At 65.9% G+C, this 23,205-nt stretch carries 18 protein-coding genes and 1 tRNA gene; 9 read left to right on the top strand and 10 right to left on the bottom strand.

Annotated features, from left to right (window positions below):
* Positions 1 to 17 precede the first annotated feature (17 nt).
* The 5 genes from BRSPCE3_RS14390 to BRSPCE3_RS14365 form a co-directional block, all read right to left on the bottom strand.
* Positions 18 to 773 carry a hypothetical protein gene (locus tag BRSPCE3_RS14390; RefSeq protein ID WP_244066458.1) on the bottom strand — a complete coding sequence of 252 codons (756 nt, stop codon included), beginning with the start codon at positions 771 to 773 and terminating at the stop codon, positions 18 to 20.
* Between the two features lie 7 nt (positions 774 to 780).
* Complete coding sequence (locus tag BRSPCE3_RS14385) at positions 781 to 1,356, bottom strand: invasion associated locus B family protein (RefSeq protein WP_244066457.1); 576 nt, start codon at positions 1,354 to 1,356, stop codon at positions 781 to 783.
* Complete coding sequence (locus tag BRSPCE3_RS14380) at positions 1,353 to 6,473, bottom strand: S-layer family protein (RefSeq protein WP_375709907.1); 5,121 nt, start codon at positions 6,471 to 6,473, stop codon at positions 1,353 to 1,355. Before BRSPCE3_RS14380 ends, BRSPCE3_RS14385 begins: the two co-directional genes overlap by 4 nt.
* Positions 6,474 to 6,809: 336 nt before the next feature.
* The gene (locus tag BRSPCE3_RS14370; protein WP_244066456.1) at positions 6,810 to 7,862 is read right to left on the bottom strand and encodes a helix-turn-helix domain-containing protein; all 1,053 of its coding nucleotides are present in this window, start codon (positions 7,860 to 7,862) and stop codon (positions 6,810 to 6,812) included.
* 732 nt (positions 7,863 to 8,594) lie between these two features.
* Entirely contained in the window at positions 8,595 to 9,029 is a 435-nt protein-coding gene (locus BRSPCE3_RS14365) for a hypothetical protein (protein WP_244066455.1), read from the bottom strand.
* Between the two features lie 245 nt (positions 9,030 to 9,274).
* Here BRSPCE3_RS14365 and BRSPCE3_RS36110 point away from each other — a divergent pair, with 245 nt between their 5' ends.
* The 3 genes from BRSPCE3_RS36110 (at position 9,275) to BRSPCE3_RS14350 (ending at position 12,499) form a co-directional block, all read left to right on the top strand.
* Positions 9,275 to 9,706 carry a hypothetical protein gene (locus BRSPCE3_RS36110; RefSeq protein ID WP_309296301.1) on the top strand — a complete coding sequence of 144 codons (432 nt, stop codon included), beginning with the start codon at positions 9,275 to 9,277 and terminating at the stop codon, positions 9,704 to 9,706.
* 385 nt (positions 9,707 to 10,091) lie between these two features.
* Entirely contained in the window at positions 10,092 to 11,666 is a 1,575-nt protein-coding gene (locus BRSPCE3_RS14355) for a bifunctional diguanylate cyclase/phosphodiesterase (RefSeq protein ID WP_244066454.1), read from the top strand.
* Complete coding sequence (locus BRSPCE3_RS14350) at positions 11,663 to 12,499, top strand: hypothetical protein (RefSeq protein WP_244066453.1); 837 nt, start codon at positions 11,663 to 11,665, stop codon at positions 12,497 to 12,499. Before BRSPCE3_RS14355 ends, BRSPCE3_RS14350 begins: the two co-directional genes overlap by 4 nt.
* Before the next feature lie 339 nt (positions 12,500 to 12,838).
* Here the strand turns inward: BRSPCE3_RS14350 and BRSPCE3_RS14345 are convergent.
* Both BRSPCE3_RS14345 and cpdR read right to left on the bottom strand, forming a co-directional pair.
* Positions 12,839 to 12,913 (bottom strand) — tRNA-Val (locus tag BRSPCE3_RS14345).
* Between the two features lie 79 nt (positions 12,914 to 12,992).
* Positions 12,993 to 13,352, bottom strand: coding sequence for a cell cycle two-component system response regulator CpdR (cpdR, locus tag BRSPCE3_RS14340; RefSeq protein WP_016843340.1), 360 nt, complete (start codon positions 13,350 to 13,352; stop codon positions 12,993 to 12,995).
* 304 nt (positions 13,353 to 13,656) lie between these two features.
* On the opposite strand from cpdR, the gene BRSPCE3_RS14335 reads away from it, so the two are divergent.
* The 3 genes from BRSPCE3_RS14335 (at position 13,657) to BRSPCE3_RS14325 (ending at position 16,940) form a co-directional block, all read left to right on the top strand.
* On the top strand, positions 13,657 to 14,544 hold the full coding sequence (locus tag BRSPCE3_RS14335) for an N-formylglutamate amidohydrolase (protein WP_244066452.1): 888 nt from the start codon (positions 13,657 to 13,659) through the stop codon (positions 14,542 to 14,544).
* Positions 14,545 to 15,108: 564 nt separating this feature from the next.
* On the top strand, positions 15,109 to 15,888 hold the full coding sequence (gene hisN / locus BRSPCE3_RS14330) for a histidinol-phosphatase (protein WP_244066451.1): 780 nt from the start codon (positions 15,109 to 15,111) through the stop codon (positions 15,886 to 15,888).
* Between the two features lie 77 nt (positions 15,889 to 15,965).
* Positions 15,966 to 16,940: a Bug family tripartite tricarboxylate transporter substrate binding protein gene (locus tag BRSPCE3_RS14325; protein ID WP_375709906.1), complete on the top strand. Its 975-nt coding sequence runs from the start codon at positions 15,966 to 15,968 to the stop codon at positions 16,938 to 16,940.
* Positions 16,941 to 16,948: 8 nt separating this feature from the next.
* Here BRSPCE3_RS14325 and BRSPCE3_RS14320 read toward each other — a convergent pair whose 3' ends face one another.
* A complete protein-coding gene (locus BRSPCE3_RS14320; RefSeq protein WP_244066450.1) occupies positions 16,949 to 17,842 on the bottom strand; it encodes a LysR family transcriptional regulator in 894 nt (297 codons plus the stop codon).
* 91 nt (positions 17,843 to 17,933) lie between these two features.
* Between BRSPCE3_RS14320 and BRSPCE3_RS14315 the strand changes: the two genes are divergently transcribed.
* On the top strand, positions 17,934 to 18,686 hold the full coding sequence (locus tag BRSPCE3_RS14315) for a sulfite exporter TauE/SafE family protein (protein WP_244066449.1): 753 nt from the start codon (positions 17,934 to 17,936) through the stop codon (positions 18,684 to 18,686).
* A gap of 48 nt (positions 18,687 to 18,734) precedes the next feature.
* On the opposite strand, the gene BRSPCE3_RS14310 is transcribed toward BRSPCE3_RS14315, so the two are convergent.
* On the bottom strand, positions 18,735 to 19,370 hold the full coding sequence (locus BRSPCE3_RS14310; RefSeq protein WP_244066448.1) for a LysE family translocator: 636 nt from the start codon (positions 19,368 to 19,370) through the stop codon (positions 18,735 to 18,737).
* A 227-nt stretch (positions 19,371 to 19,597) separates the two neighbouring features.
* On the opposite strand from BRSPCE3_RS14310, the gene BRSPCE3_RS14305 reads away from it, so the two are divergent.
* Together BRSPCE3_RS14305 and BRSPCE3_RS14300 are read left to right on the top strand one after the other, a co-directional pair.
* Positions 19,598 to 21,397, top strand: a complete 1,800-nt coding sequence (locus tag BRSPCE3_RS14305; RefSeq protein WP_244066447.1) for an adenylate/guanylate cyclase domain-containing protein — start codon at positions 19,598 to 19,600, stop codon at positions 21,395 to 21,397.
* Positions 21,398 to 21,457: 60 nt separating this feature from the next.
* The gene (locus BRSPCE3_RS14300) at positions 21,458 to 22,117 is read left to right on the top strand and encodes a hypothetical protein (protein ID WP_244066446.1); all 660 of its coding nucleotides are present in this window, start codon (positions 21,458 to 21,460) and stop codon (positions 22,115 to 22,117) included.
* 46 nt (positions 22,118 to 22,163) lie between these two features.
* On the opposite strand, the gene BRSPCE3_RS14295 is transcribed toward BRSPCE3_RS14300, so the two are convergent.
* Positions 22,164 to 23,111, bottom strand: a complete 948-nt coding sequence (locus BRSPCE3_RS14295; protein WP_244066445.1) for an alpha/beta hydrolase — start codon at positions 23,109 to 23,111, stop codon at positions 22,164 to 22,166.
* Positions 23,112 to 23,205 lie beyond the last annotated feature (94 nt).

The raw sequence follows: 23,205 nt of genomic DNA, 5'->3' as shown, positions 1-23,205 counted from the left end.
GATGCAAGAGCGCCGAACTATCCCGCGATCCTGAGCGCGGTCACCGCGATGCAGGCATTGCCGAACGGGATCAACACTACCTGCGCGCCGTTCGGCAGCGCCACCGTCGGAAGCTCGCCGAGCGCACCGGCCTGGCCATTGAGCTTGGCGAGCTCGGCGGCGACCGTCGAACAATTCTCGGCGCGCGGCGTCACCCGCACCAGATTGCCTTCGCAGGAGGATCCGACCGGCGCGGCAAACACGATGCCGGCCGCCGGCTGGCTAGCGGCGCTGCCCTGCGCGGTTTGGCTCTGCGGGGCCTGGTTCGGTGCGAGCGCGACCAGCGACTGCACCGAATGCGAATTTCCGGCCTTGGCGTCCCACTGCGACTGCGCGGTGTAGGTGGAGTTCATCGCGAGACCGCGGCCGAGTGTCCCGAACAGATTGGCACAGGTCGCGATGTTGGCCTGCCGCGCCTGCTCGTCGAACACGGTCGGTTGCTGTCCGCCCTGCTGCGGCGGAACGGCCGCCGCTGCGGCCGGCGGCGTCTCCGGCGCACGCTGCTTGTGCGGCTGCGGCTTCGCGGCGGCAGCGGGCTTCTTGGCCGGTGCTGGCGCGGCCGGCTGCAATGGGACCGGCTGGCTCTGTTGCGCGTAGACGACGACGCCGGCCGCGCTGAGCGCCGCCACGACGACCGCCGTGAAAATCAGGATGGGGGTCTTCAGTCGCATCGGCGTCTTCATCGTGTTGTCCTGCAGCTCGACGCGGCGCTCCGAATTGCGGTCCGCATCCAATTCCCTGTCATTTGAGTTTCGCCAGCACGCCGGACAGTCCGTCGAGCGGCGCCTCCAGCGCGACCGGCCCTTGCGGAAGCTGATAGGACACCAGGCACGGCGTCGCGGCGCGGATGTGCCGCCTCAGCACGTTGCCGATTGCGACCGTGGCGAAGCAGAAATTGCCGTCACAGCGATCGGTCTGCGCGACGATGTGGTCCGGACTATCGCCCATCGCGAGCTCGATCCGCGCACCGGCACCGGCGGCTGCGGGGATCCGCATCGCCATCAGCGGCTTGCCGTCGGCGGTCGCGATCAGCGACCAGTTGAAGGCAACCGCGCCCTGCGCGTTGACGATCGATTGCGTCACGTTGCAGACCCGGCGCTTCGACTTGAGGCTCTCGTCGCAGATCAGCGTCCAGTTCTTGAACGGCTGGATCATCCGCCTGAACTCGCCGAGCGTCTCGCCTTCCGGCACCACGACGTCGGACGGCTTCACGCTGTAGGCAGGTGGCGGCGTGCCCTGCGCGGCGGCGCTTGCCGCCGCCCCGAGCCAGATCGCCAAAGCCAGACACGCCAGCCGCCTCGTCGCCGTCAGGGTCAATTGAGCGTCAGGCTCACGCCGGCGCTGACGCCCCAGTCGCTGCCGGCGGTGGTCGCCGCCAGATTGCTGCGCAGCCGGCTGTTCTCGCTGGTGTAGCCGATGCCGAAGGCAAGCGCGCCCTGACTGCGCCAGACGCCGCCGCCGGCCGAGGCGCTGATCTTGCCGGGCCGGTCGTCATAGCGCAGCGATGCCGCGGCCATGCCGATCGCGGCTGCCCGCCAGGCGTCCTGCCGCACCTCGCCGATCTGGCCGTTGAGTTGCTGGAACGCGCTGTTGAGCTGGTTGACGTTGACCGCATCGGTGCCGGCGACGCCCGCCGCCACGTTGCTGATGGTCACCGGCCCGGTATTGCCGCTGTTCAGCGTCACCCTGTTGGTGGTGCCGCCGGCGCCGTCGCTGTCGTAGCGGATCGAGCTCGACGCAACCGCCTGCAGCTGGCTGACATTGACTGCGTCGGTCGCGGCCGAGCCGGCGGCGACATTGGTGACGCGGCGTTCGGCGCCGGCCGAGCCGACCGAGACTTCGCCGGTCGCAACGCCCGCGACGGCCTTGCCGACCACGGGCGTATAGGCCGCATCGCTGAGATTCGCGGTCGTGGTCGAGTTGGCGCCCAATGCCAGCGAGTTGGCCGCCGTTGCCTTGGCGCCGGCGCCGATCGCGACCGAATTGTCGGCCGAGGCGGCCGAGCCGTTGCCCATCGAGATCGCATTGGCGCCGCTTGCCACCGACTGCGGTCCGATCGCAACGCTCTCCGCGCCGCTCGCGATGGAATCCGCCGCCGTCGAATTGGCGTGGAAGTATTTCACGCCGCCACCGCCGGTCGAGATGTTGCTCACCGTGGTGTAGAGAGCGGCGAGCGAGGTGTTGGTGGCCCAGAGCTGCGAGCCGTTGATCGCGTCCGTCGAGATCGCGCTGATCTGGCCGGCGGCCACATTGGTGATGGTGCGCTCAGCTCCGGCGCTGCCGACGCTGACGGTCGAGGTCGGCGTGGTGCCGGCGAAGTTGTAGGTGGTGCCGGCGATCGTGGTGCTCTTGGTCGCGACCACCGTCGAGGTGGTGGAATTGGCGCCGAGCGCGACGTCGCCGGCCTGCGCCGTCGCCTTGGCGTTCGGACCGAGCGCGACGCTGGTCGGGTTGGTGGTCTGGGATCCGGCGCCGATCGATACCGACTGGATGCCGTTGGCCGTCGCATTGGTGCCGAACGCGATCGAGTCGGCAAAGTTCGACGTCGAGTTCTGGCCGATCGCGATGCCGCCGGGCGCGGTCTGCGCCACGGTTGCGCCATTGCCCATGCCGATGCCGTTGTCACCATTGACCACGGTCTGCGGTCCGACCGCGACCGAGTTGTTGCCGACCGCGAGCGAGTCGGCGAGCGTCGAGTTGGCGTGGAAGTATTTCGTGGTCGTGGTCGCGAACGAGGTCAGCGCGCCGGTCAGCTGCCGCACGGTGACGGCATCGCTGTCCTGGGTGCCGTCGGCGACGTTGGTGATCTGCCGATAGCTCGTCGCATTGCCGACCGACAGCGCACCGAGCAGGGTGAGATCGGTGGTGTTGTAGGGGATGACGGTGCCGCCGATCTTGCCGGATGCCGGCGCGATCGCGCGGTTGGACACCGAGCCCGAACCGATCGCGACGCCGTCGGCGACCGTGACGCTGCTGTTGAAGCCAATCGCGCTGGAATTCGCCGCCGCTGCCGACGCGGCCACGCCGGCCGCCATCGAGTTGGTCCCGGTCGCGCCGTTGTTGTTGTAGTTGGCCTGCTGGGTGCCGCCGTCGTTGACGCCATAGTAATGCGTCAGGCCGCTGTTGACGACGGTCGAAAGGCTGTCGATCGCCGAGGTCGCGGCGAACAGCTGCGAACCGTTGATCGCGTCGGTCGAGCCGTTGCTGATCCGTCCCGCGGCGACGTTGGTGATGGTGCGCTCGGCACCAACGGCGCCGACGCTGACGGTCGAGAGCGGTGTCGTGCCGGCGAAGCTGTAGGCGGTGGTGCCGATGGTGATGCCTGAGGTGCCGACCGCCGCGGTGGTCTGGCTGCCCGAGCCGAGCGCGACAGCGCCGTCATTGGCGGCGGTCGCAGCGGTGCCGAGAGCTATCGAATCGCGACCGGATGCCTTCGGACCGCCGCCGAAGCCGTTGCCGATCGCGATGGCGCCATCATTCGTGGCCTGCCCCGCACCGACGGCAATTGCCCCGGTCAGCGCCGAATTGCTGAGCGACGCGGCGCGCGCGCCCGAACCGAGTGCCGTGTCGGATGACGCCACTGCCGTGGCGCCGGTGCCGACCGCAACACTGCTCGTGCCGGCGGCGCTCGCACTGACGCCGGCCGCGAGCGCGTTGGCGCCGGTGGCTCCGGCGTTGTTGTAGTTGGTGTCGGTTCCCGGCGTCGTGCTGTTGACGCTGTAGTCGTGGATCGCGCCGGCGGTGATCTGGCTCGATAGCGTATTGGCGACGCTGTAGAGCTGCGAGCCGTTGATGGCATCTGTCGAGGTCTGCGTGACCCGGCCCGCCGCGACATTGGTGATGGTGCGCTCGGCGCCGACCGCGCCGATGCTGACGGTGGACCCGGGCGTGGTGCCGGCGAAGTTCCCGAACGTGATGCCGTTGATGACAGCGTTGGGCGTGCCGACCGCGGCGACGGTGACGCTGTTGAAGCCGAGCGCGACAGCACCGGCGTTGGCGGCGTTCGCGCCGGCGCCGAGCGCCAGCGAATTGGCCTGGCTGGCCGTCGCGGACGTACCGCCGGCAAAGGCGCTGGTGCCCGACGCCGTCGCACCGGCGCCAAGGGCGGTGGACGCCGAGCCTGACGCGGTGGTACCGGTGCCGAGTGCAACCGAATCGCGACCGGATGCCTTCGGACCGCCGCCGAAGCCGTCGCCGATCGCGATGGCGCCATCATTCGTGGCCTGCCCCGCACCGACGGCAATCGCCCCGGTCAGCGGCGAATTGCTGAGCGACGCGGCACGCGCGCCCGAACCGAGTGCCGTGTCGGATGACGCCGCTGCCGCGGCGCCAGCGCCGACCGCAACACTGCTCGCGCCGGCGGCACTCGCACTGACGCCGGCCGCGAGCGCGTTGGCGCCGGTGGCTCCGGCGTTGTTGTAGTTGGTGTCGGTTCCCGGCGTCACGCTGTTGACGCTGTAGTCGTGGATCGCGCCGGCGGTGATCTGGCTCGAGAGCGTATTGGCGACGCTGTAGAGCTGCGAGCCGTTGATGGCGTCGGTCGAGGTCTGCGTGACCCGGCCTGCCGCCACGTTCGTGATGGTGCGTTCGGCGCCGACCGCGCCGACGCTGACGGTGGACCCGGGCGTGGTGCCGGCGAAGTTCCCGAACGTGATGCCGTTGATGACAGCGTTAGGCGTGCCGACCGCGGCAACCGTGACGCTGCCCGAGCCGAGCGCGACATCGCCGGATTTCGCCGCCGCGGTGGCGCCGTCGCCCAGTGCGATATTGCCGGCAAGACCGGCACCGCCCGCCGTGGAGCCGTTGCCGAGCGCCACGGAGCCCTGCCCGATCGCCTTGTTGTTGTTGCCGATCGCAACCGCGCCGTTGGCCTGGTTCGCGGCGGTGGCGCTGGCCGTGCCGTCGCTGTTGGCGATGTTGTTGGCGCCGCCGGTGAAGGCACCGGTGCCGCTGGCATAGCTGGGATCGCCGATCGCCACGGCGCCGTTGCCAAAGGCGGTGTTGTTCGCGCCGATCGAGACGGCCTGACCGCCGGCGGCTATCGAATTGGTGCCCACGGCGACCGCATTGGCGGAACTGGCCGCGGCATTGTTACCGACAGCGACGGCGCTTGTAGCCGACGCCTTGGCGCCGATGCCGAGCGCGGTGCTGGCGGTTCCGCTGGCGCTGGCACTGACGCCGGCAGCGAGAGAATTGTCTCCTGCCGCGCTCGCTCCAGATCCGAATGAGGAGGCGTTTTGGCCGCTGGCAACGGCCGTATTGCCAACCGCAGTGCTGGCGGCGGCGGAGGCACTAGCCCCAACGCCGGTCGCGATCGAACTGATGCCGGCGGATGCCGCATTGTTGCCGATCGCGATGCCGCCCGTCGCTGCACTGTTGACGATTGCGCCCGATCCGATCGCGACCGAGCCGCCGGTGCTCAGCGCCTGCGCCTGGTTGCCTACAGCCACGGCGAAATCTGCGGCTGCGTTGCTGGAGCTGCCTCCGGCGAATGAGTTGATCCCCGACGCGGTCGCCTGCTTGCCAAGCGCGGTCGCGCTGTCCGCCGAGGCAACGGATGCCCAGCCTCCGGCCCACGAAAAGTTGCCGCTCGCCAAGGAGCTGACGCCGACCGCGGTGGCATTGCCTCCCGTGGCATTGGCGAAAGTGCCCAAGGCGCTCGTGCCGGCGCCGGTCGCGACGGATTGAACGCCGAGCGCAACCGAGTTGACGCCGCTTGAGACCGTGCCCTGGCCCAACGCCATCGCGCCGCCAGTGCCCGTGGCCTTCGCGTTCAGGCCGAGCGCCACCGAATACTGTGCCGATGCGACGGACGTACGTCCAAGCGCGATGGCGTCGGCCTGGGATGCTGTCACGTCCGTGCCAATGCCGATGGCGCTTGCAGCGGTAGCACCCGATCCCACAACAGTGCGCGAGCCAAGGTAGATGGAGTTCAACTGGGACGCGATCGCCTGGAAGCCGATCGCGACGGCATTCTGAGCGCCTGCGCTCGTGCTCGTGCCTTGGGCGACGGAATCGAGTCCCGAAGCCGCTGCTCCGCTTCCAAGCGCGAGGCCACGCAACCCGCTGGCCGTCGAGCCAGGTCCGACCGCCACGGCATTGCCGCCTGTCGCGGAACCTCCTCCTGCCTGGTAGGCCTGCGCGCTCGCCGTTTGAGGGATGGCAGCAAAACTCGCTGCTACCAGCACGAACGACGCCCAACCAGCGAACCCACCGCTGAACAACCGTGGTGCTACGGCTCCCGAGACGCCCAGCGAACCCAGCCCAAGCCGGTCGCGCTTCACGCCGAGCACCCGATGCGCCTGGCGCAGCACCGCCAGCAGCCGGCGCCGCAGCGAGCGGCTGTCCGCGTCGCCCGAAGCAACCCAGCTCCGGACGAAGCCGGCGCGGCCTTGACGCTTCAGCGATTCGGATGCGTTGCGTGCGACAACCATGGTGCGACCCCTTTGTGACATCTTGTCCAGACGTCGGGGGTGCCATGCCGCGGACTGTGCCGACATGCGCGCCCCTTGGGACCGCATGTGACGAAATGAAGACAGCGCGACCTGCGCCTGCCTTCTTGTCCTGGCCGATGATGTGTCGAACTCAACGAGCGCATGTTGCCACCCCGCGCCCGCTCGACTGCCCCATCAATGTGCCCCGAGTCGTCATAAATGAAAATGATAGACACATATTCCGCAACGTCACTCAGCAGGCCGTCCAAATATCGGGCAGATCGTCTCACAAGTTGAATGATATGTTCGATGCACCATGAGTTGTTTTCGCACACCTCAACCGCCAGTTGATTTGCGGCGCGCGCGTTCGCGCATCTCGCGTGGACTGACGCCGAATTCGCGGCGAAACGCACGTGTGAAATCCGACGCCAGCTTGAAGCCGTGACGATAGGCGATCTCCTGCACCTGCCGGTCGGTGGCCGCGATCAGCTCGGCATGCGCCGCGCGCAGCCGCTTGCGCATGATATAGCCGGCGACGCCGCCGACGCTCTCGAATGCACGGTAGAGTGCAGAGCGCGAGGTCCGCAATTGCTGCGCAATGCGATCCGGCGTCAGGTCGAAGTCACGCAGGTTCGTCTCTATATAAAGACGCGCACGCTCGAACAGCACCGGCTCGATCGCGCCGCGCGCCTGCTCCAGCCGATCCGAGGACAGCTGAATGCACGCGGCGATCATCTGCGCGGTCGCTCGCCCCGCCCGTCTCAACTCATCGGGGGACATCAGCACGACGCGCGTTTCCAGCCTGTCGAGATAGTCGGCCAACAGCTCGACCAAATTGCCCGAGAGCAGGATGTTGCAGACGTCGTTGAGCTGATCGGCCTCATCGACGAACGACCGGCGCGGCAAGGCCAGCACCAGGCCTTCAAAGTCCGTTAAGCTGCCGCGGAAATCGTCATCGAGCGAGATCAGGAACATCGCGCCCGGCCCGGCGTGAAGGTGCCGGCCAGCGGTTTCGAAGCGGGCTTCGCCCGAGCGCAGGCGGAACAGCCACCAGAGATCGACCGGCGCGCCCTGCGACGGCTCGGCGGCGCGCGCGAATGTCTGCGCGGCAAAGCGTCCTGACGTGAAGATGACATCGGCCATGTTGCAGGTCAGATACTCGACCTCGAATCCCTGCGCAGGGCTGTGGCCGTCCGCGGGCGCCACATCGACCAGCGAGGCCATGCGCGTCTGCCAGACCTCGAACTGCTCCGACGGCGGATACAGAAGCGTCGTGAAGAGCCGCGGCGCCGCCGCAGCCCTGTCCCTGATGTTGCTGGGTTCACGCGGCAAGGGAACTTGCTCCAGGAGCTTCGCTGCGCTCACCGGCGTGTTGTCGTCTTCTTGCATGTACTTTCGTCCCCCGCTGTCGCAAACGACGAACGTCGTCTCAACGGGGGCGCATTCCCAAGGTTGCGTCGCCGGCCGCTGGCGGGCCGGCGAATTTCGAGCGGACAAGGAAGCGGAATTTCGGTTGCGGACATCACCCGCCTACGCCGGCCGCTCCTGATACGGCCGACGGTTCCTGCGGCAGTCTTGCTCACACATGGCATTCATCATTGTCGCGTCATGGCCGGGTCCGGCTCGGAAGCTTCATCACCGAGTCGATTTGACTGATCTAGACAACAATCTGCGCGAGAACCAGAGGGGCGGCAACGCGACGCCGTGCAGAAATCAAGATTGCGTTGATGCGATGCGCTCGGGCAACGCATCATCGCGGAGTCTTCAGAAAATTTTCTCGATCTCCGCGCTGCGACGAAACGCGTCTCGCAAGAGAACCACGATCTACGCACGGTACGCGACATATCCGGAAGCCGGCGCATGGGATTCGCGTCGACCGCGCCCGAGACCGTTTGCCTAATCATGCGGCAATCCACCACGTGCGACGTGAATGCAATCGATGCGAATGCGCGCACCGCACAAGGCGCACAATTTGTCGTAGGCTGCGACATTCTCACGTCGACGTCGAGATGACGAACGTCACAACGGTCGTCATATTTGCCCGGCTAGCACGCGCCGTGCCAGCGATGCACCGACGCCCGCAACGGCGGAGAATGCAATCCGCGATCGCGCGTCGCCCGGCTATGCCCCGCTTTGCCCGATCCGATCGAGCCATGCCGTAAAGCGCGGATGCCTTGCGAACCTTCCTTGCACGACCGCCAACTCCTGCTGAAAGACCGGCAGCGAGAGCACCCTTTCGATGTCGGGCTCCCTGATCTTCCAGATTCCCGGCGGAACGAAGCCATGCACCTTGAGCTCATAGAGCTCGAAGATCGAGAAGATGACTTCATGCACGATGCGGCGTTCGTCCGGCGTCATCTCGATGGTGCCGTCAGCACCCGCGTCATGAAACGCCGCCGTCGGCAGGCGACGCCGCAGATCGGATATGCGCTCGGAATATCTGAGGAAGATGTCGGCTCCCAGACGCCGGTTGTTGGTATGCAGCGCCGTGTAGATCGCGGTGATGCCGACGATGATGGTCCCGAGCGTCATGAACTTCAGGATATGATCGAGCACTGCGATGTCTCCTTCGACCGTCCGTGATCGCGCCAGCAGCCCCGTGCGACCTGCTCCTCGCCTTTTATTACCCGGCGCGCGGCGATCGTCGAGACGCGGATCGCCGAACTGCCCGGCGGCCCGGCGCCATGCGTGTTGCGGTCCGACGTTCGCTTCGCGAACCTGTTCCGCGCAGCGCTGACGTTTGCAACCAATACTATCCTGCGCCGTTGACCGGCCGGGCAGTCACGATCGAGGAGGATCTCATGAGGAGAACAGCCCTTGTTCTGGCGACAGCCGCTGCGCTTGGGGTGAGCGCAGTCGCGGCCCCGGCGCCGGCCGAAGCGCGCGGCGGATTCGGTCCCGCGCTCGCAGGCGGATTGATCGCCGGCGCCGTGGTCGGCGGCATCGCCTCGTCAGCCTATGGCTGGGGCCCCGGTTACGGCTACGGCGGCTATCCAGCGTACGGTTATGATGGCTACGCACCCGCCTACTATGGGTCCGGCTACGGCGCCTACGGCTATGACGACGACTACGGCTACGCGCCGTATCGTTGGGGCGGCGGATACACCACGACCTATTACAGCGGATATCAGCCGGGCTATTACGGCTACCGCCATCGTCACGTGGTGCGGCCGGCATACGCCTATTATCGCGGCGGCTATCCGCGCTGGCATCATCGCTGGCACCATTGGTAACGATCAAAAACAAGCCCGCCGCATTGCGCGCGGGCTTGGCTGCTCGTCCGGCATGATGACGAGACCCACCGGCGATGGCACCGCCGGCGGACATTGCGCGTCCGCGGAACCCGATGGTCGCGCGTCTCGCATGTTGGAACCATTGGGTTGCCGATCATGCGTTCCACCATATCCGTCTCCGAACAACCTCGAATAACCCTTGGGTCGGCACGGTAATTTTACTCACGACGAAAGTCTCAACAAATGGACCGCGCACCCGTCGTAGATTTGTAACCATCTTGCAAATCGTTATCGCGCAAAACTCGTGCACCGCCTTCACGCAACCTTTTGCAAACTCCAGACTGCCTACCGTCGCCGGATATTCTATTGATAGTGGGGACGGCAAATGGCTGGGCTGCGGCCGAATATTCCAATACGGCTGGGGGCCGCGATCAGGGAACTGCATTCCGGCGTCGGGGGTGATGCTGCCGTTCCGTCGACCGGAGCAATCTCGGAGATCGAGCGCCTGCGCGGCGTGATTGCGCGCCTGATGCACACGGCGGCGCACGACCAGCTGACCGGGCTTCCGAGGCGCAGCCTGCTGCTCGAACGGCTGGATCGCGAGCTGGCGCGCGAGGCCGACGACGACACGCGGATCGCGGTTCTGTTCGTCGATCTCGACAACTTCAAGCTCGTCAACGATTCACTCGGCCATAGCAGCGGCGACAAGGTGCTGTGCGAAATGGCCCGGCGTATCCTCACCTGCCTTGGACCGGAAGACACCGCGAGCCGGTTCGGCGGCGACGAGATGGTGGTGCTGCATCCGCGCGCCTCGGCCGGTTCCGGAGCGGACCTCGGCAGGCGGATCCTTGCCGCGCTGGCCGAGCCGATCCTGCTCTCCGGCAAGGAGGTCGTGGTATCGGCAAGCGTCGGGCTCGCGCACTGCAATCCCGGCACCAAGCGCGCCGAGCAATTGCTGCGCGAGGCGGACACCGCTCTTTACGCGGCGAAGGTCCGTGGCCGTGCGCGCCTGGCGGAGTTCAACGACGAGCTGCATGCCCGCGCCGAGAAGCGCGTCCAGATCGAATCCGATCTGCGGGCGGCGCTGCGGGAATCACAGCTGTTCGTGGAGTATCAGCCGCAGGTCCGCCTGAAGGACGGATGCGTCGTCGGCGTCGAGGCGCTGGTGCGCTGGCGGCATCCCGAGCGTGGCATCATCTCGCCGGCCGACTTCATCCCGGTCGCCGAGGAATGCGGGCTGATCGTCAAGATCGGACGGCAGGTGCTGCAGGAATCCTGCCGCCAGCTCGCCGAATGGGCCCGGCAGATGCCGGGCTGCCCGCTCGCCATGACCGTGAACGTGTCGCCGCGCGAGATCGCGGAGCCGACCTTCATCCAGCAGCTGTGCCAGGTTCTCGCCGACACCAATGTCGATCCGACCACGCTGTGTCTCGAGATCACCGAAAGCGTCATGATGAGCGCGCCGGAGGAGGTCGTCCAGGTGCTCGATCAGATCCGCCAGCTCGGCGTGTTCGTCGCGATCGACGATTTCGGCACCGAGCACTCCTCGCTGTCGCGCCTGCGCGACATGCCGGCCGAAGTGTTGAAGATCGACCGCAGCTTCATCGACGGTCTCAGCAGCGAGCCCGGCGATACGGCGATCGTGTCGTCGATCCTCAGCCTCGCTTACGCGATGGGCAAGCATACCATCGCCGAGGGCGTGGAACGCAGCGAGCAGGCCGCAATGCTGCTCCGCATGGGTTGCGACGTCGCCCAGGGCTATTTCTTTTCGCGGCCCGTTGCGGCCGACCAGATCGCGCCGATGCTGAGCAAGGCGCTCTGGCATCCGAGTTCGGGACGCGCACTGCACGCCGCGCAGCCGGTGGAAGGACCGGTGCGGCGCGGCCATCACTATTTCATCGATGAATTCCTCGATCACATCGGCGCTCCGATGGGCACCAAGGCGATGGTTTCGCGATGATGTATCTCGTCATTGGTCTGAGCAATCTGGCGATTGGCCTGGCTTACGCCGGCCTTGGCGTGTTGTCGGCCTGGGAGACCGTCAGCCTGCATCGTTATCGGGGCTGGTCCCGCTTCGGCATCGGATTTTCGATGATGGCCGCGAGCTGCGGCCCGCATCATCTGGTGCATGGCGTCCAGGTGCTGCAGGGCGAGAGCGTGTCCTGGTCGATGTTCGCCGTCACCCTGCTTGGGCTGCCGGCGGGTCTGACCTTCGTGTTCCTGCGGTTCGAGACGATATTGGGCGGTCAGGGAGAGCGGTCGATCGCCCTCTCGCCGCATCGCGCGATGCTGCTGGTCGCAGGCTTCGCCATCACGGCCGGCTGGCTTGCGGCCTGGGCGATGGCCCAGCCCGGCGCCAACGTCCCGTTCCTTTGCACGTCGGCCGATCTTGCCGCGCGGGTGGCGGCCCCAGGCAGCTGGATCGACGTTGCCTCGGCCACGTTCTACGCCAATGTGTTCGTCACCGTGACCTACGGCCTGGTCGGCTGGTATCTGGCTGACCATCAGGTGCGCCGCTATCTGGCGACCGGTGTCTGGTCGCTGTCGGGGACGGCGCTGGCGGGTGTATTCTTCAGCTGCGCCCTGATCCATCTGATCGACGCCACGACGCACGGCAGCGGGTCGATGCTGATGTTCGACCTGATCGGGATTCCCGCCTCGGTCTATTTCCTGTGGGTGGTCGAGCAATTGCACAGCGATTCCGTGCTGGACTGGAATCGGCGTCCGCTGGTCGGCGCCGCAGCCGCGCCGGCGCGGCCCTCGCCCTGGAGCGGCAGGAACCTGCAGCACTGAATCAACGCCGCGCCATCTTGAATTGCGACGCATCCACATCGTCGTCCTGGCGAAAGCCAGGACGACGCGGATAGGGACGTGCCGTCGAACGCGCCGTTTGACAGGTTGAATCTGAAAGCAGCCGTCATCGCGAAGTGTGCCTTGCCGAGCCGAAGCTCGCGGCCAACGGCCCGCCGCCGTTGGGCTTGGGCGCGGCATCCTTCTTTCGCTTCGTGACGAACCAGTTTGCTTGCGGCGACAGTCCGTCTTCGCTTTCGCAAGCTCAAGCTACGCCGGACACGCTTCGACCTGACGGTCTCCAGCGTGGCTGCGCCACGCAAAGCCCGTCAGGGCGAAGCGTGGTGGGTGCGACAGGGATCGAACCTGTGACCCCTACCATGTCAAGGTAGTGCTCTCCCGCTGAGCTACGCACCCAAAGCCATGTTTGGATCGGGTCCCTATAACGGACCCGGACGGGGCAGGCAAGGATACAAAGTGAAGGTTTTTTGGCGAATCAGGCCGCCAGCAACTTGTTCACTTCGCTAACCAATTCCCTGAGGTGCACGGGCTTGGCCAGCACCTTGGCGTTTTTCGGCGCCTCCGAATCGGAATTCAGGGCCACCGCGGCGAAGCCGGTGATGAACATGATCTTGATATCGGGATCGAGTTCCGAGGCACGGCGCGCCAGTTCGATGCCGTCCATCTCGGGCATCACGATGTCGGTGAGCAGCATTTCAAACGGCTCCTCGCGCAGCCGCTGGTAGGCCGACATGCCGTTGTCGTGCGGCGAGACCTTGAAACCCGCGTTTTCCAGCGCCTTGACCAGAAAGCGGCGCATATCGGTGTCGTCTTCGGCGAGAAGAATTTTAGGCATGACTGGAATCGTCGAATCCGGCTGGAGGACCTGTCCGAACAGTAAGCCCGACAGAGGGTAAATTTCGGGTGAAATTTGCGTCAAGCCTGAGGCGTCGAGCGGCACCTATTTGTGGACTGAACCACGCCGCGAAGCAACCTGGTGCGGCATTTGCTGCCTTTAAGACGCGTTCCAGTCGATGGCACGCTCTTTTCACTTGGCAGAATGATCGCGATTACCGACAATGCCCGCCTATAAATCTCCGCTTTTCCGGCAGAATCAGTTGTTGCGGGGCGAGGCGGACGCAAGGGACGGCGCCAAGGGAATGAGCGAATTTGCTGGCGAATTGTCGCCCCCGTTCGAGATCGTTGAGCCGCCGGCCTGGCGCGCGCCCATCATCTTCAATTCCCCGCATTCGGGCTCGGTCTATCCGGCCGAATTCCTCGAGGCGTCGCGAATCGATGTGGCGGCGCTGCGCCGCTCCGAAGACAGCTTCATGGACGAGTTGATCGCGGGGCTGAGCGATCGCGGCTTTCCGATCGTCCGCGTCAACTTCCCGCGCTCCTATGTCGACGTGAACCGCGAGCCCTACGAGCTCGACCCGCGCATGTTCACCGGGCGGCTGCCGAGTTTTGCCAACACCCGCTCGATGCGGGTCGCCGGCGGGCTGGGCACCATCCCGCGCGTGGTCGGCGACGGCCAAGAGATCTACCGCGAGCGGCTCGACGTCGACGAGGCGTTGCGGCGGATCGAGGTGCTCTACAAGCCCTATCACCGCGCGCTGCGCCGGCTGATCAACAAGGCGCATCAGGCGTTCGGCGCCGTGATCGTGGTCGACTGCCACTCGATGCCGTCGGTCGGCGTGTCGCGCGACGAGCCGCGCCGGCCCGACGTCGTGATCGGCGACCGCTACGGCACAAGCTGCGCGCCGCTATTGCCCGACCTGGTCGAGGAGATCATGGGCTCGCTCGGCTATTCGATCGGCCGCAACAAGCCCTATGCCGGCGGCTTCATCACCGAGCATTACGGCAACCCGGCGAGCGGCCTGCACACCGTTCAGATCGAGCTCAACCGCGCGGTCTATATGGATGAGCGGCGGCGCGAGCGCGGACCGCGCTTCGCCCAGGTGGCGACAGACTTTGCGACGCTTGCGGATGCGCTGGCGAAGATTCCGTTCGGGGATCTCGGCCCGTTCCAGGCGGCTGCGGAATAGACAATCCTTGGTCGGGCACTGCGATGCCGATGAAGTCGTGAACCGGGAATTCAAATCGACGACGCGCTTAAGCGCCGAATTGGATTCTCAGTTCACTTGCGGAAATGACGGCCCAAAGAAAAAAGGGCCGCTTGAATGAACAAGCGGCCCAAGTCTAGGGAGGAAACGCCCAAGGAGGGCAGCGATAGCGCGAGGCGCTACCGCACCGCAACAATATGCGACCGCGCTGCACAAAACGCAAGAACTTTCGAAACATTTCCTGGGTAATGTTAGAAAGGCTGGCGAAACTGCAACAGGCCGACGGGAACGGCTTTCCGTATGTAGTATCAATATCTTACAGCGGAAGTCCTGGCCGGCCAGCGCTCTGCGCATAGCTTGTATACCAGAACTCGCAACTTCGTGATCCGGGTTTGGGCCGGGGAGGCTTTCGAATCCGAAGCAAATCGAAAGTCCGGAACCCGCCATCAGACTGGGATAACACTCCGTTAATCGTGCGCGCCGGATCGGATTGGGCTAGGCAAGAACGCATCTATCGCGTCGTTTGCGCATTTTCAGGGACATGCCGTGACGGTCATCGACTTTACCGCCTTCATCGGCCGCCTGGCGACCGCATCCGGCGAAACCATCCTGCCTTTCTTCCGCACCTCGCTGTCGGTCGACAACAAGAGCTCGAACGATTTCGATCCGGTCACCGAGGCCGACCGGGCCGCGGAAGCGGTGATGCGGCGGCTGATCAAGTCGAACTTCCCCCAGCACGGCATCGTCGGCGAGGAATTCGGCAATGAGCGCGAGGACGCCGATTATGTCTGGGTGCTGGATCCGATCGACGGCACCAAGTCCTTCATCGCCGGCTTTCCGATCTGGGGCACGCTGATCGCGTTGCTGCACAAAGGTACGCCGGTATTCGGCATGATGCACCAGCCCTATATCGGCGAGCGCTTCTCCGGCGACAGCGGCTCGGCACATTACTCCGGCCCGTCGGGCCAGCGGCGGCTCTCGGTGCGGCGCTGCGGCGCGTTGAAGGAAGCGACCGTCTTCACCACCAGCCCGCTGCTGATGAATCCGGACGACCGCGCCCGCTTCGGCCGCGTCGAGAATACGGCGCGGCTGTCGCGCTATGGCGGCGACTGCTATTCCTATTGCATGCTCGCGGCCGGCCATCTCGACCTCGTGATCGAGACCGAGCTGAAACCCTACGATATTGCCGGCCTGATCCCGATCGTCACCGGCGCCGGCGGCGTCGTCACCAGCTGGGACGGCAAGCCGGCACAAACCGGCGGCCGCATCATCGCCGCCGGCGATCCGCGCGTGCATGAGGCCGCGATGAAGCTGCTCAACGGCTGAGTCTTCCTTCGCCTGATTTCTTGAGTTGCCGGGCGATCGGTCTGCGCCCATCCTGACCGCAACCAGAAACGTCAGGGATGGGCGACATGACGATGTGCGGCAGGCTGCTGGCAGCCATTCTCCTTTTCGCGTCCGTCACAGCCAGTGCCCAGCAGTTCCCGACCAAGCCGATCCGGCTGATCGTGCCGTTCCCGCCCGGTGGGCCGAACGACATCATCGCGCGGGTGATCGGGCAGAAGATGTCGGAGCTCGCAAAGCAGCCGGTCATCGTCGACAACCGCGCCGGCCAGGGCGGCGTGCTCGGCACCGACGCGGTCGCGAAGTCGGCGCCCGACGGCTACACCGTTGCGATCGCGAGCGCCGGGGCGCTGGCGATCAGCCCGAGCATGGAGAAGGTCGCCTACGACGCGCTGAAGGATCTCGCGCCCGTCACGCTGGTCGCGACCGTGCCGGAGATGCTGGTGGTCGCCACCGACGTGCCGGCGAACAACATGAGCGAGCTGGTCGCGCTCGCCAAGGCGCAGCCGGGCAAGCTCAACTTCGCCTCCTCCGGTCCCGGCAGCCTGCCGCATCTTGCCTGCGAATTGTTCAAGCTGACGGCGAAGATCGACATCGTGCACGTGCCCTATCGCGGCGCGGCGCCGGCGGTGAACGATCTGCTGGGCCAGCAGGTGCAGATGACCTTCCTCGATTTGCCGGTGATCCTGCCGCAGATCAAGGCGGGCGCGCTGCGGCCGATCGCGCTCGGCGATCGCGAGCGTGCCCCGACCGCGCCCGACGTGCCGACCACGGCGGAGGCCGGCATGCCCGACCTGATCATCGAGAACTGGTACGGCATGGTCGCCCCCGCCGGAACGCCGCCTGCGATCGTTGCCAGGCTGAACAAGCTCGCAACCGATGCGATGGCCGATCCGGCAGTCAAGGCAAAGCTCGCCGAGCAAGGCCTGACACTGGCCGGCGACACGCCGGAGCATTTCCGCGACTTCATCGCCGCCGACATCAAGAAATGGGCGAAGGTGATCCAGGACGCCGGCGTGGTGACGACGAAGTAGGAGCGCGGTCAGCGCTGCGCTTCGGCGCGCAAATATTCCACCAGCTGCTTGGCCGCCCGCGGCAGCGCCTTGAAGCTGCGGGCGCAGATCGTCAGCCGGCGGTTGGCCCAGGCGTCGCGGATCCGGATCGTCGTGATCGGCATCGCCGCCGCGCAGCGCCGCGCCGCGGTTTCCGGGATCACGGCGATGCCGACATCGGCGGCGACCATCTGGCAGATCGCATCGAAGCCGCGCAGCCGGGCGCGGAAGCGCAGCCGCGCCCCGAGCTTTGCCGCGTGCCGGGAAATATGGACCTGCAGCGCTGACGTCGCCGTGAGGCCGACGAAATCGCGGCCGACCACCTCCTGGAAGTCGATCTGGCGGCGGCCGCCGAGATCGCTGCGCCGCGACGCCACCAGCATCAGGCGGTCCTCGCTGAACAGGAAGCGCTCGACGCTGTCGGGCAGCGCGTGTTCCGCGGCGAAGCCGAGATCGGCGGCACCGCTGGCGATCGCGGTCGCGATATCGGTGCTCTCGCGCTCCTCGACGTCGACGCTGATGTCGGGATGCTCGTGCAGGAAGGCCGCCAGCGCACGCGGCAGATGCTCGGACAGGCCCGAGGTATTGGCGAGCAGCAGCACGTTGGCGCGGACGCCGCTGGCGTAGGCGGCGAGATCGCTTTGCAGGGCCTCGACATTGTGGATCACGATGCGGGCGTGACCGAGCAGGCTCTCGCCCGCCGCTGTCAGCTCGACGCCGCGGCGGCCGCGCTTGAGCAAGGCGACGCCGAGCGCCTCCTCGAGCCCCTTGATCCGCTCGCTGGCCGAGGCCAGCGCAAGGTTTGCGCGCGCCGCGCCCTGGGTGATGCTGCGTGCATCCGACACCGCGATGAACAGTTGCAGATCGATCAGGTCGAATCGCATGACGTTTCCCACCCCGCCCTTCGGTCTGCCCGAAGGCTGACTCCGTAACCTCCAGATTGTGCCGATCGGCTCGACCGGTCAATGTGTCGGCATGGTCGACCATCTTCTGATCTTCATCGCTTTCGCCTTCCTGCTCGCCGGCTTCGTCAAGGGTACGCTCGGCCTCGGTCTGCCGACGGTCGCGATGGGGCTGCTCGCGACCACGATGGCGCCGGGCCAGGCTATTGCGATCGTGATCGTGCCGGCGATCGTCACCAATATCTGGCAGACCTTCGTCGGTCCCTATCTGCGCGACATCCTCAAGCGGCTATGGCCACTGATGCTCGGCACCGTCTTCGGCATCTGGATCAATGCCGGGCTGTTGACCGGACCGTACGCGGCCTACGGCACCGTCGTGCTCGGCGCGCTGCTGGTGATCTACGCGATCGTCGGGCTGAGCCGATTCAACTTCAAGGTCGCGCGGCGCCACGAGAAATGGGTGGGCGGCATCGTCGGCGTCATCACCGGCATGATCTCGGCGGCGACCGGCGTGCAGGTCATCCCGTCGATGCCGTTCATGCAGGCGATCGGCATGGACAAGGACGAGCTGGTGCAGGCGCTCGGCGTCTTCTTCACCACGGCAACGATCGCGCTTGCCTTCAACCTCACCGCCTCGGGCCTGCTGACGGCGGCGACCGCGCTGCCCGGCGCGGTGGCGATGGCGGCATCCTTCATCGGCATGTTCATCGGCCAGGCGGTCCGCACCCGGATGCAGCCCGAGGTGTTCCGCCGCTGGTTCCTGATCTCGATGATCCTGCTCGGCATCTATCTGGCCGGCAGTGCGCTGCTCAAGATCCACGGCTAGAGCATGATCCGGAAAAGCGTGTAGCGGTTCATCATGCGCAAGTGATGACTAGCGCGCCTCCAGCATCGCGACGCGGACGCCCAGATAGATGAAGAGCGCGCCGAGCGAGCGGTTGATCCAGGCGATCACGCCGGCCGATTGCCGGATGCGGCCGGCGGCCCGTGCCGCAAAGGCCGCGAGACCGAAGCACCACAGCGTGCCGCCGGTGATGAAGATCAGCCCGAGCACCAGGAAGGCCAGCGTCTTGTGGGCTGAGTCCGCTGCCACGAATTGCGGCAGGAAGGCCAGGAAGAACAGCGCCACCTTGGGATTGAGGATGTTGGTCAGCGCGCCCTGCCAGAACACGCGCGAGATCGAGGTTTCGCCGCCCTGCCCCGTGATGTCGGCGACCGGCTTGGCGCGCGACAGCAGCATCTGCAGACCGGTCAGCACCAGATAGGCCGCGCCGATCAGCTTGACGGCCAGGAAGGCGGTCGAGGACGCCATCAGCAGCGCCGACAGCCCGATCGCCGCCCCGAGCACGTGAACCAGGCAGCCGGCGCTGATACCGATCGCCGCAGCGGCGCCGCCACGCCATCCGAGCTGAATCGTGCGCCCAATGATATAAGCGGTATCCGGCCCCGGCGTGATGTTGAGCAGCAGCCCGGACAGGACGAAGAGCCAAAGTTCGTGAATTCCCAGCATGTCAGCGAACTTAACCTATGTGAGTAACCGTCCGGAAAGGCGACCCGCCATCCCGGCGACACACGAATTCAGTAGAGAAACGACTGTACGATCCGTTGGTCGCATGCCAATTCCTGCTACTATGCATTATAGGTGCCTGCAAACCGAGCTTCCGCCGGACCCGGCCCATCTTGTAAGTATCGGATTCGGTCACATCGGCTGAGTGGCCATTCCAGGGCACAGGAGACATGGAAAGACGGCTCGCTGCCATTCTTTGCGCCGATATCGCCGGCTATTCCCGCATGATGGGGGTCGACGAGGCGGGGACGCATGCCTCGTTCAAGGCGCACCGCAGCGCGATCTACCCCATCATCCTCAATCATGGCGGCCGAATCGTCAAAAACACCGGCGACGGCTTCCTGCTGGAATTTCCGAGCATCATCGGCGCGATCGAGGCCGCCGTCGCCATGCAGACCCTGATGGCCGAGCGCAACGAGCATTTGCCGGCCGACCGCGCCATGCATTTCCGGATGGGCGTCCACATGGGCGACGTCATGGCCGACGAGGACGAGGTGTTCGGCGACGACGTCAACATCGCCGTCCGTCTTGAGACGGTCGCAGTGCCCGGCGGCATCGCGGTATCGGACAAGGCCCGCACCGAGGCCGGGCGGCGGCTTGCCGTCAGCCTGATCGATGCCGGCCCGCACCGCTTCAAGAACATCAGTGAACCGGTCAATGTCTGGACCTGGGCGCCGGCCGGATCCGATCTCCAGGAGCAGGTTCCGGAGGACGGACCGCATCTGCCGGGGCAATACCGGACCGCGATCGTCGGCGTGCTGCCGTTCGACAATCTGAGCGGCGGCGCCGACGAGTATTTCTCGGACGGCTTGACCGAGGACCTGATCCACGCGCTGTCGCTGCAATCCTTCTATCGTGTGCTGAGCCGCAACTCGACCTTCGCCTACAAGGGCAAGAACGTCTCCACGCGGCTGATCGCGCGTGAGATCGACGCGACCTATCTGATCCAGGGTTCGGTGCGGCGAGCCGGCAACAAGATCCGCGTCTCCGCCGAACTGATCGCACCCGAGAAGGGCGAGCAGCTATGGACCGGACGCTACGACCGCGACATGGGCGACCTGTTCGCGATGCAGGACGAGATCACCGCGAATCTCTCCGCCGCAGTCGCCCAGGAGATTTATCGCGCCGAGGCCTCGGCACCGGCGCGCTCGCCTAACGCCGAACTGACCGCGTGGGATCGCTTCCTGAAGGGCCTGTCGCACTACTACCACCAGACCAAGGACGATTGCGAAACCGCGATCGCGCTGTTCAAGGAGGCGATCGAGCTCGACCCCGCGCTCTCGATCGCGCGCGCCTATCTGGCGCTGATCCAGATCCAGAGTGTGCAGTTCGGCTGGATTGCGAGCACGCGCGACTTGTGGGCCTCGTCGGTCAGCCTGGCCGAGAGCAGCGTCCGGCTCGACCCGCGCTCCTCGTTCGCGTTCTCGCTGCTGGCCTATCTGCACGCGATGCAGGGCCATTACGAGGCCGCAATGGACGCAATCAAGCGGGCGATCGAGCTCAACCCCTACGACATGGGCGCGCGCGGCGTGCTCGGCATCTGCCACATGGTGATCGGCGATCATCGCAAGGCGGTCGATCTGTTCTCGACGGCGGTCCAGCGCGGCAACAGCGACCCGCGCTACCAATGGGCCGCGCTGAACGCGTTCAGCCATTATCTGCTCGGACAGTACGATGCATCGCTGTCGTGGTCGCGCGAGGGGCTGTATCTCAATCCGAACCATCTGCAGTGCCTCGCGGTGCGCACCGCGGCGCTCGCCCAGCTCGGCCGCACCGACGAGGCGGCGCAGGCGGCAGAGGCGCTGCTCGCCAACCATCCCGAGCTGACGGTCGAACGTCACTTGCGCAATTTCCACTGGAAGAACCCGGCCGACATCGCGCATTATCGCGACGGCCTCTTGAAAGCCGGCCTCCCCTTCGGCAAACTCGCTCTGGTTGCATCCACATCGAAATTCGCCGTTGATTCCTGAGCGAATTCATCCACCGGTAATGGATGCTTTTTAGGCTGACGCTTTTCAGGATGTGGTTTGATGTCCGATACGGCTGCAAGCGCTCTGCCCGCCCCGCAGGTCTCCCCAGACAATCCCTGCCCGTTCCTGCGCGCGCTGGTCGCCGGCGACTATGTCGGCGGTCATATCGTGCCGCTGCCCGAACTGACCGGGACGATCGGGCGCGCAACCGGCAAGACCGGTCTGGCGGGCGCTGACGCAAAGGCCAAGATCTTCATGGTCGCGCAGATGGCCAACGGCGTCGGTCCCTTCAGCCAGGTGCGCAGCCTGCTGCAGGGCGCGATCCTCGACGAGCTGCGTAACGGCCCGCTCGACAAGCACGGCGCCGGCTCGCGCATCCTCGACCAGCATGCCGTGGTGCATGAGGACGAGATCGCGCGGCTTGCCACCTTCGGCAGCGATTACAAGGCACCCGGCGGCAGCGTCGAACGCGGGCTGTCGGCCGCCGAGATCAAGACCTTCATGGCGGCGAACTTCCAGCGCGCCAAGGACGAGCATCCGCCGTCCTACGGTGTCCTGCACTGCTACTATCCGCTGCTGATGCTCGGCGAGTGGCCGGTGCTGCTCGACATCATGGGCAAGGGCGAAGGCAAGGACCGCTATCTCAGCGTCGCCGAAGTCAGGACCCTGTTCGTGGAGAAGCGCTTTCCCGAGCGCATCGTCGCGCTGCTCAAGGGCTAGATAGCGCCTTCGAAAACGCCAAGGCTCACTTCAACAACGCCAAGGCTCACTTGAACAGCGGTGTGCCCGGCACGAAGGCGTCGAACGCCGCCCAGAATTGCGCACGGTAGCGGTCCTGCTCCTGCAGGATCTCGTGCTTGGAGCCGGCGATCACGAGATGCGAGCCGGCGCGCAGGTGATAGGCGAATTCCTCGATCGCTGCCGTCGACACCACCTCGTCATTGCTTGCCGCCAGCATCAGGATCGGCTGGCGGATCTCGGACGGATACGACATCCCGCGGAAGGTGCGCATCGCGGTGAACGCGGTGTCGGCCCAGGCGATCGTCGGCGCCGCGATGCCGAGCGTCGGGTCTTCGTCCAGGATCGCGGCATTGCGCGCGTGGCGCACCGGATCGCTGGTGACGGGATTGCCTACGAAAGGCGCAAGCCCGACCAGCTCGTCGCTGCCGCCAGGCACGTAGCGGCCGCCCTGTCCGGCCAGTCGCATGATGCGAAGCAGCGCGCTCGGAAAGAACGAGACGCGGCGGCGCGGCAGGTCGATCATCGGCGCCGACAGCACCATGCGGTCGAACCAGCGCTTGCCGGCATGCGCGACCCGCAGCATCACCGCGCCGCCCATCGAATGCGCCAGCGCGAAATAGGGCGGCGGGCAATCCGGCAGCACCACCTGCTGCACGAAGGTCTCGACATCGACCTCGTAGTCGGCGAAGTCGCGCACATAGCCCTTGCGCGGATCGCGCAGCCGCCGCGACGAGTGGCCCTGCCCGCGCCAGTCGATCATCGCCACCGCGAAGCCGCGATCGCGCAAATCGCGCACGGTCTCGAAATATTTTTCGATCATCTCGCCGCGCCCGCCGAACACGCAGACCGTGCCCTTGCGGCCCGGCGGCGGCGCCCAGCGCGCAAAGCGCAGCTCGGCGCCGTCAGGCGTCTTGATGGTGCCACTGACAACGTCGTCCGGAACCGGGTTGGCGGGAATCGAGACGAGCGTCATGCAGGAGACCGGAATGGTGAGACAGGGTGGAGATCAAGGACGCCGGCGCCCGAAAAAAGCGACGCGGTTTCCGCCTCTTGAACGCGACGTGGCC

Origin of the sequence: Bradyrhizobium sp. Ce-3 (assembly GCF_022835695.1) — a bacterium.
Taxonomy (GTDB): domain Bacteria; phylum Pseudomonadota; class Alphaproteobacteria; order Rhizobiales; family Xanthobacteraceae; genus Bradyrhizobium.
Note: the sequence above shows the minus strand (reverse complement) of the source record. Positions and strands in the feature narration are given on the sequence as shown.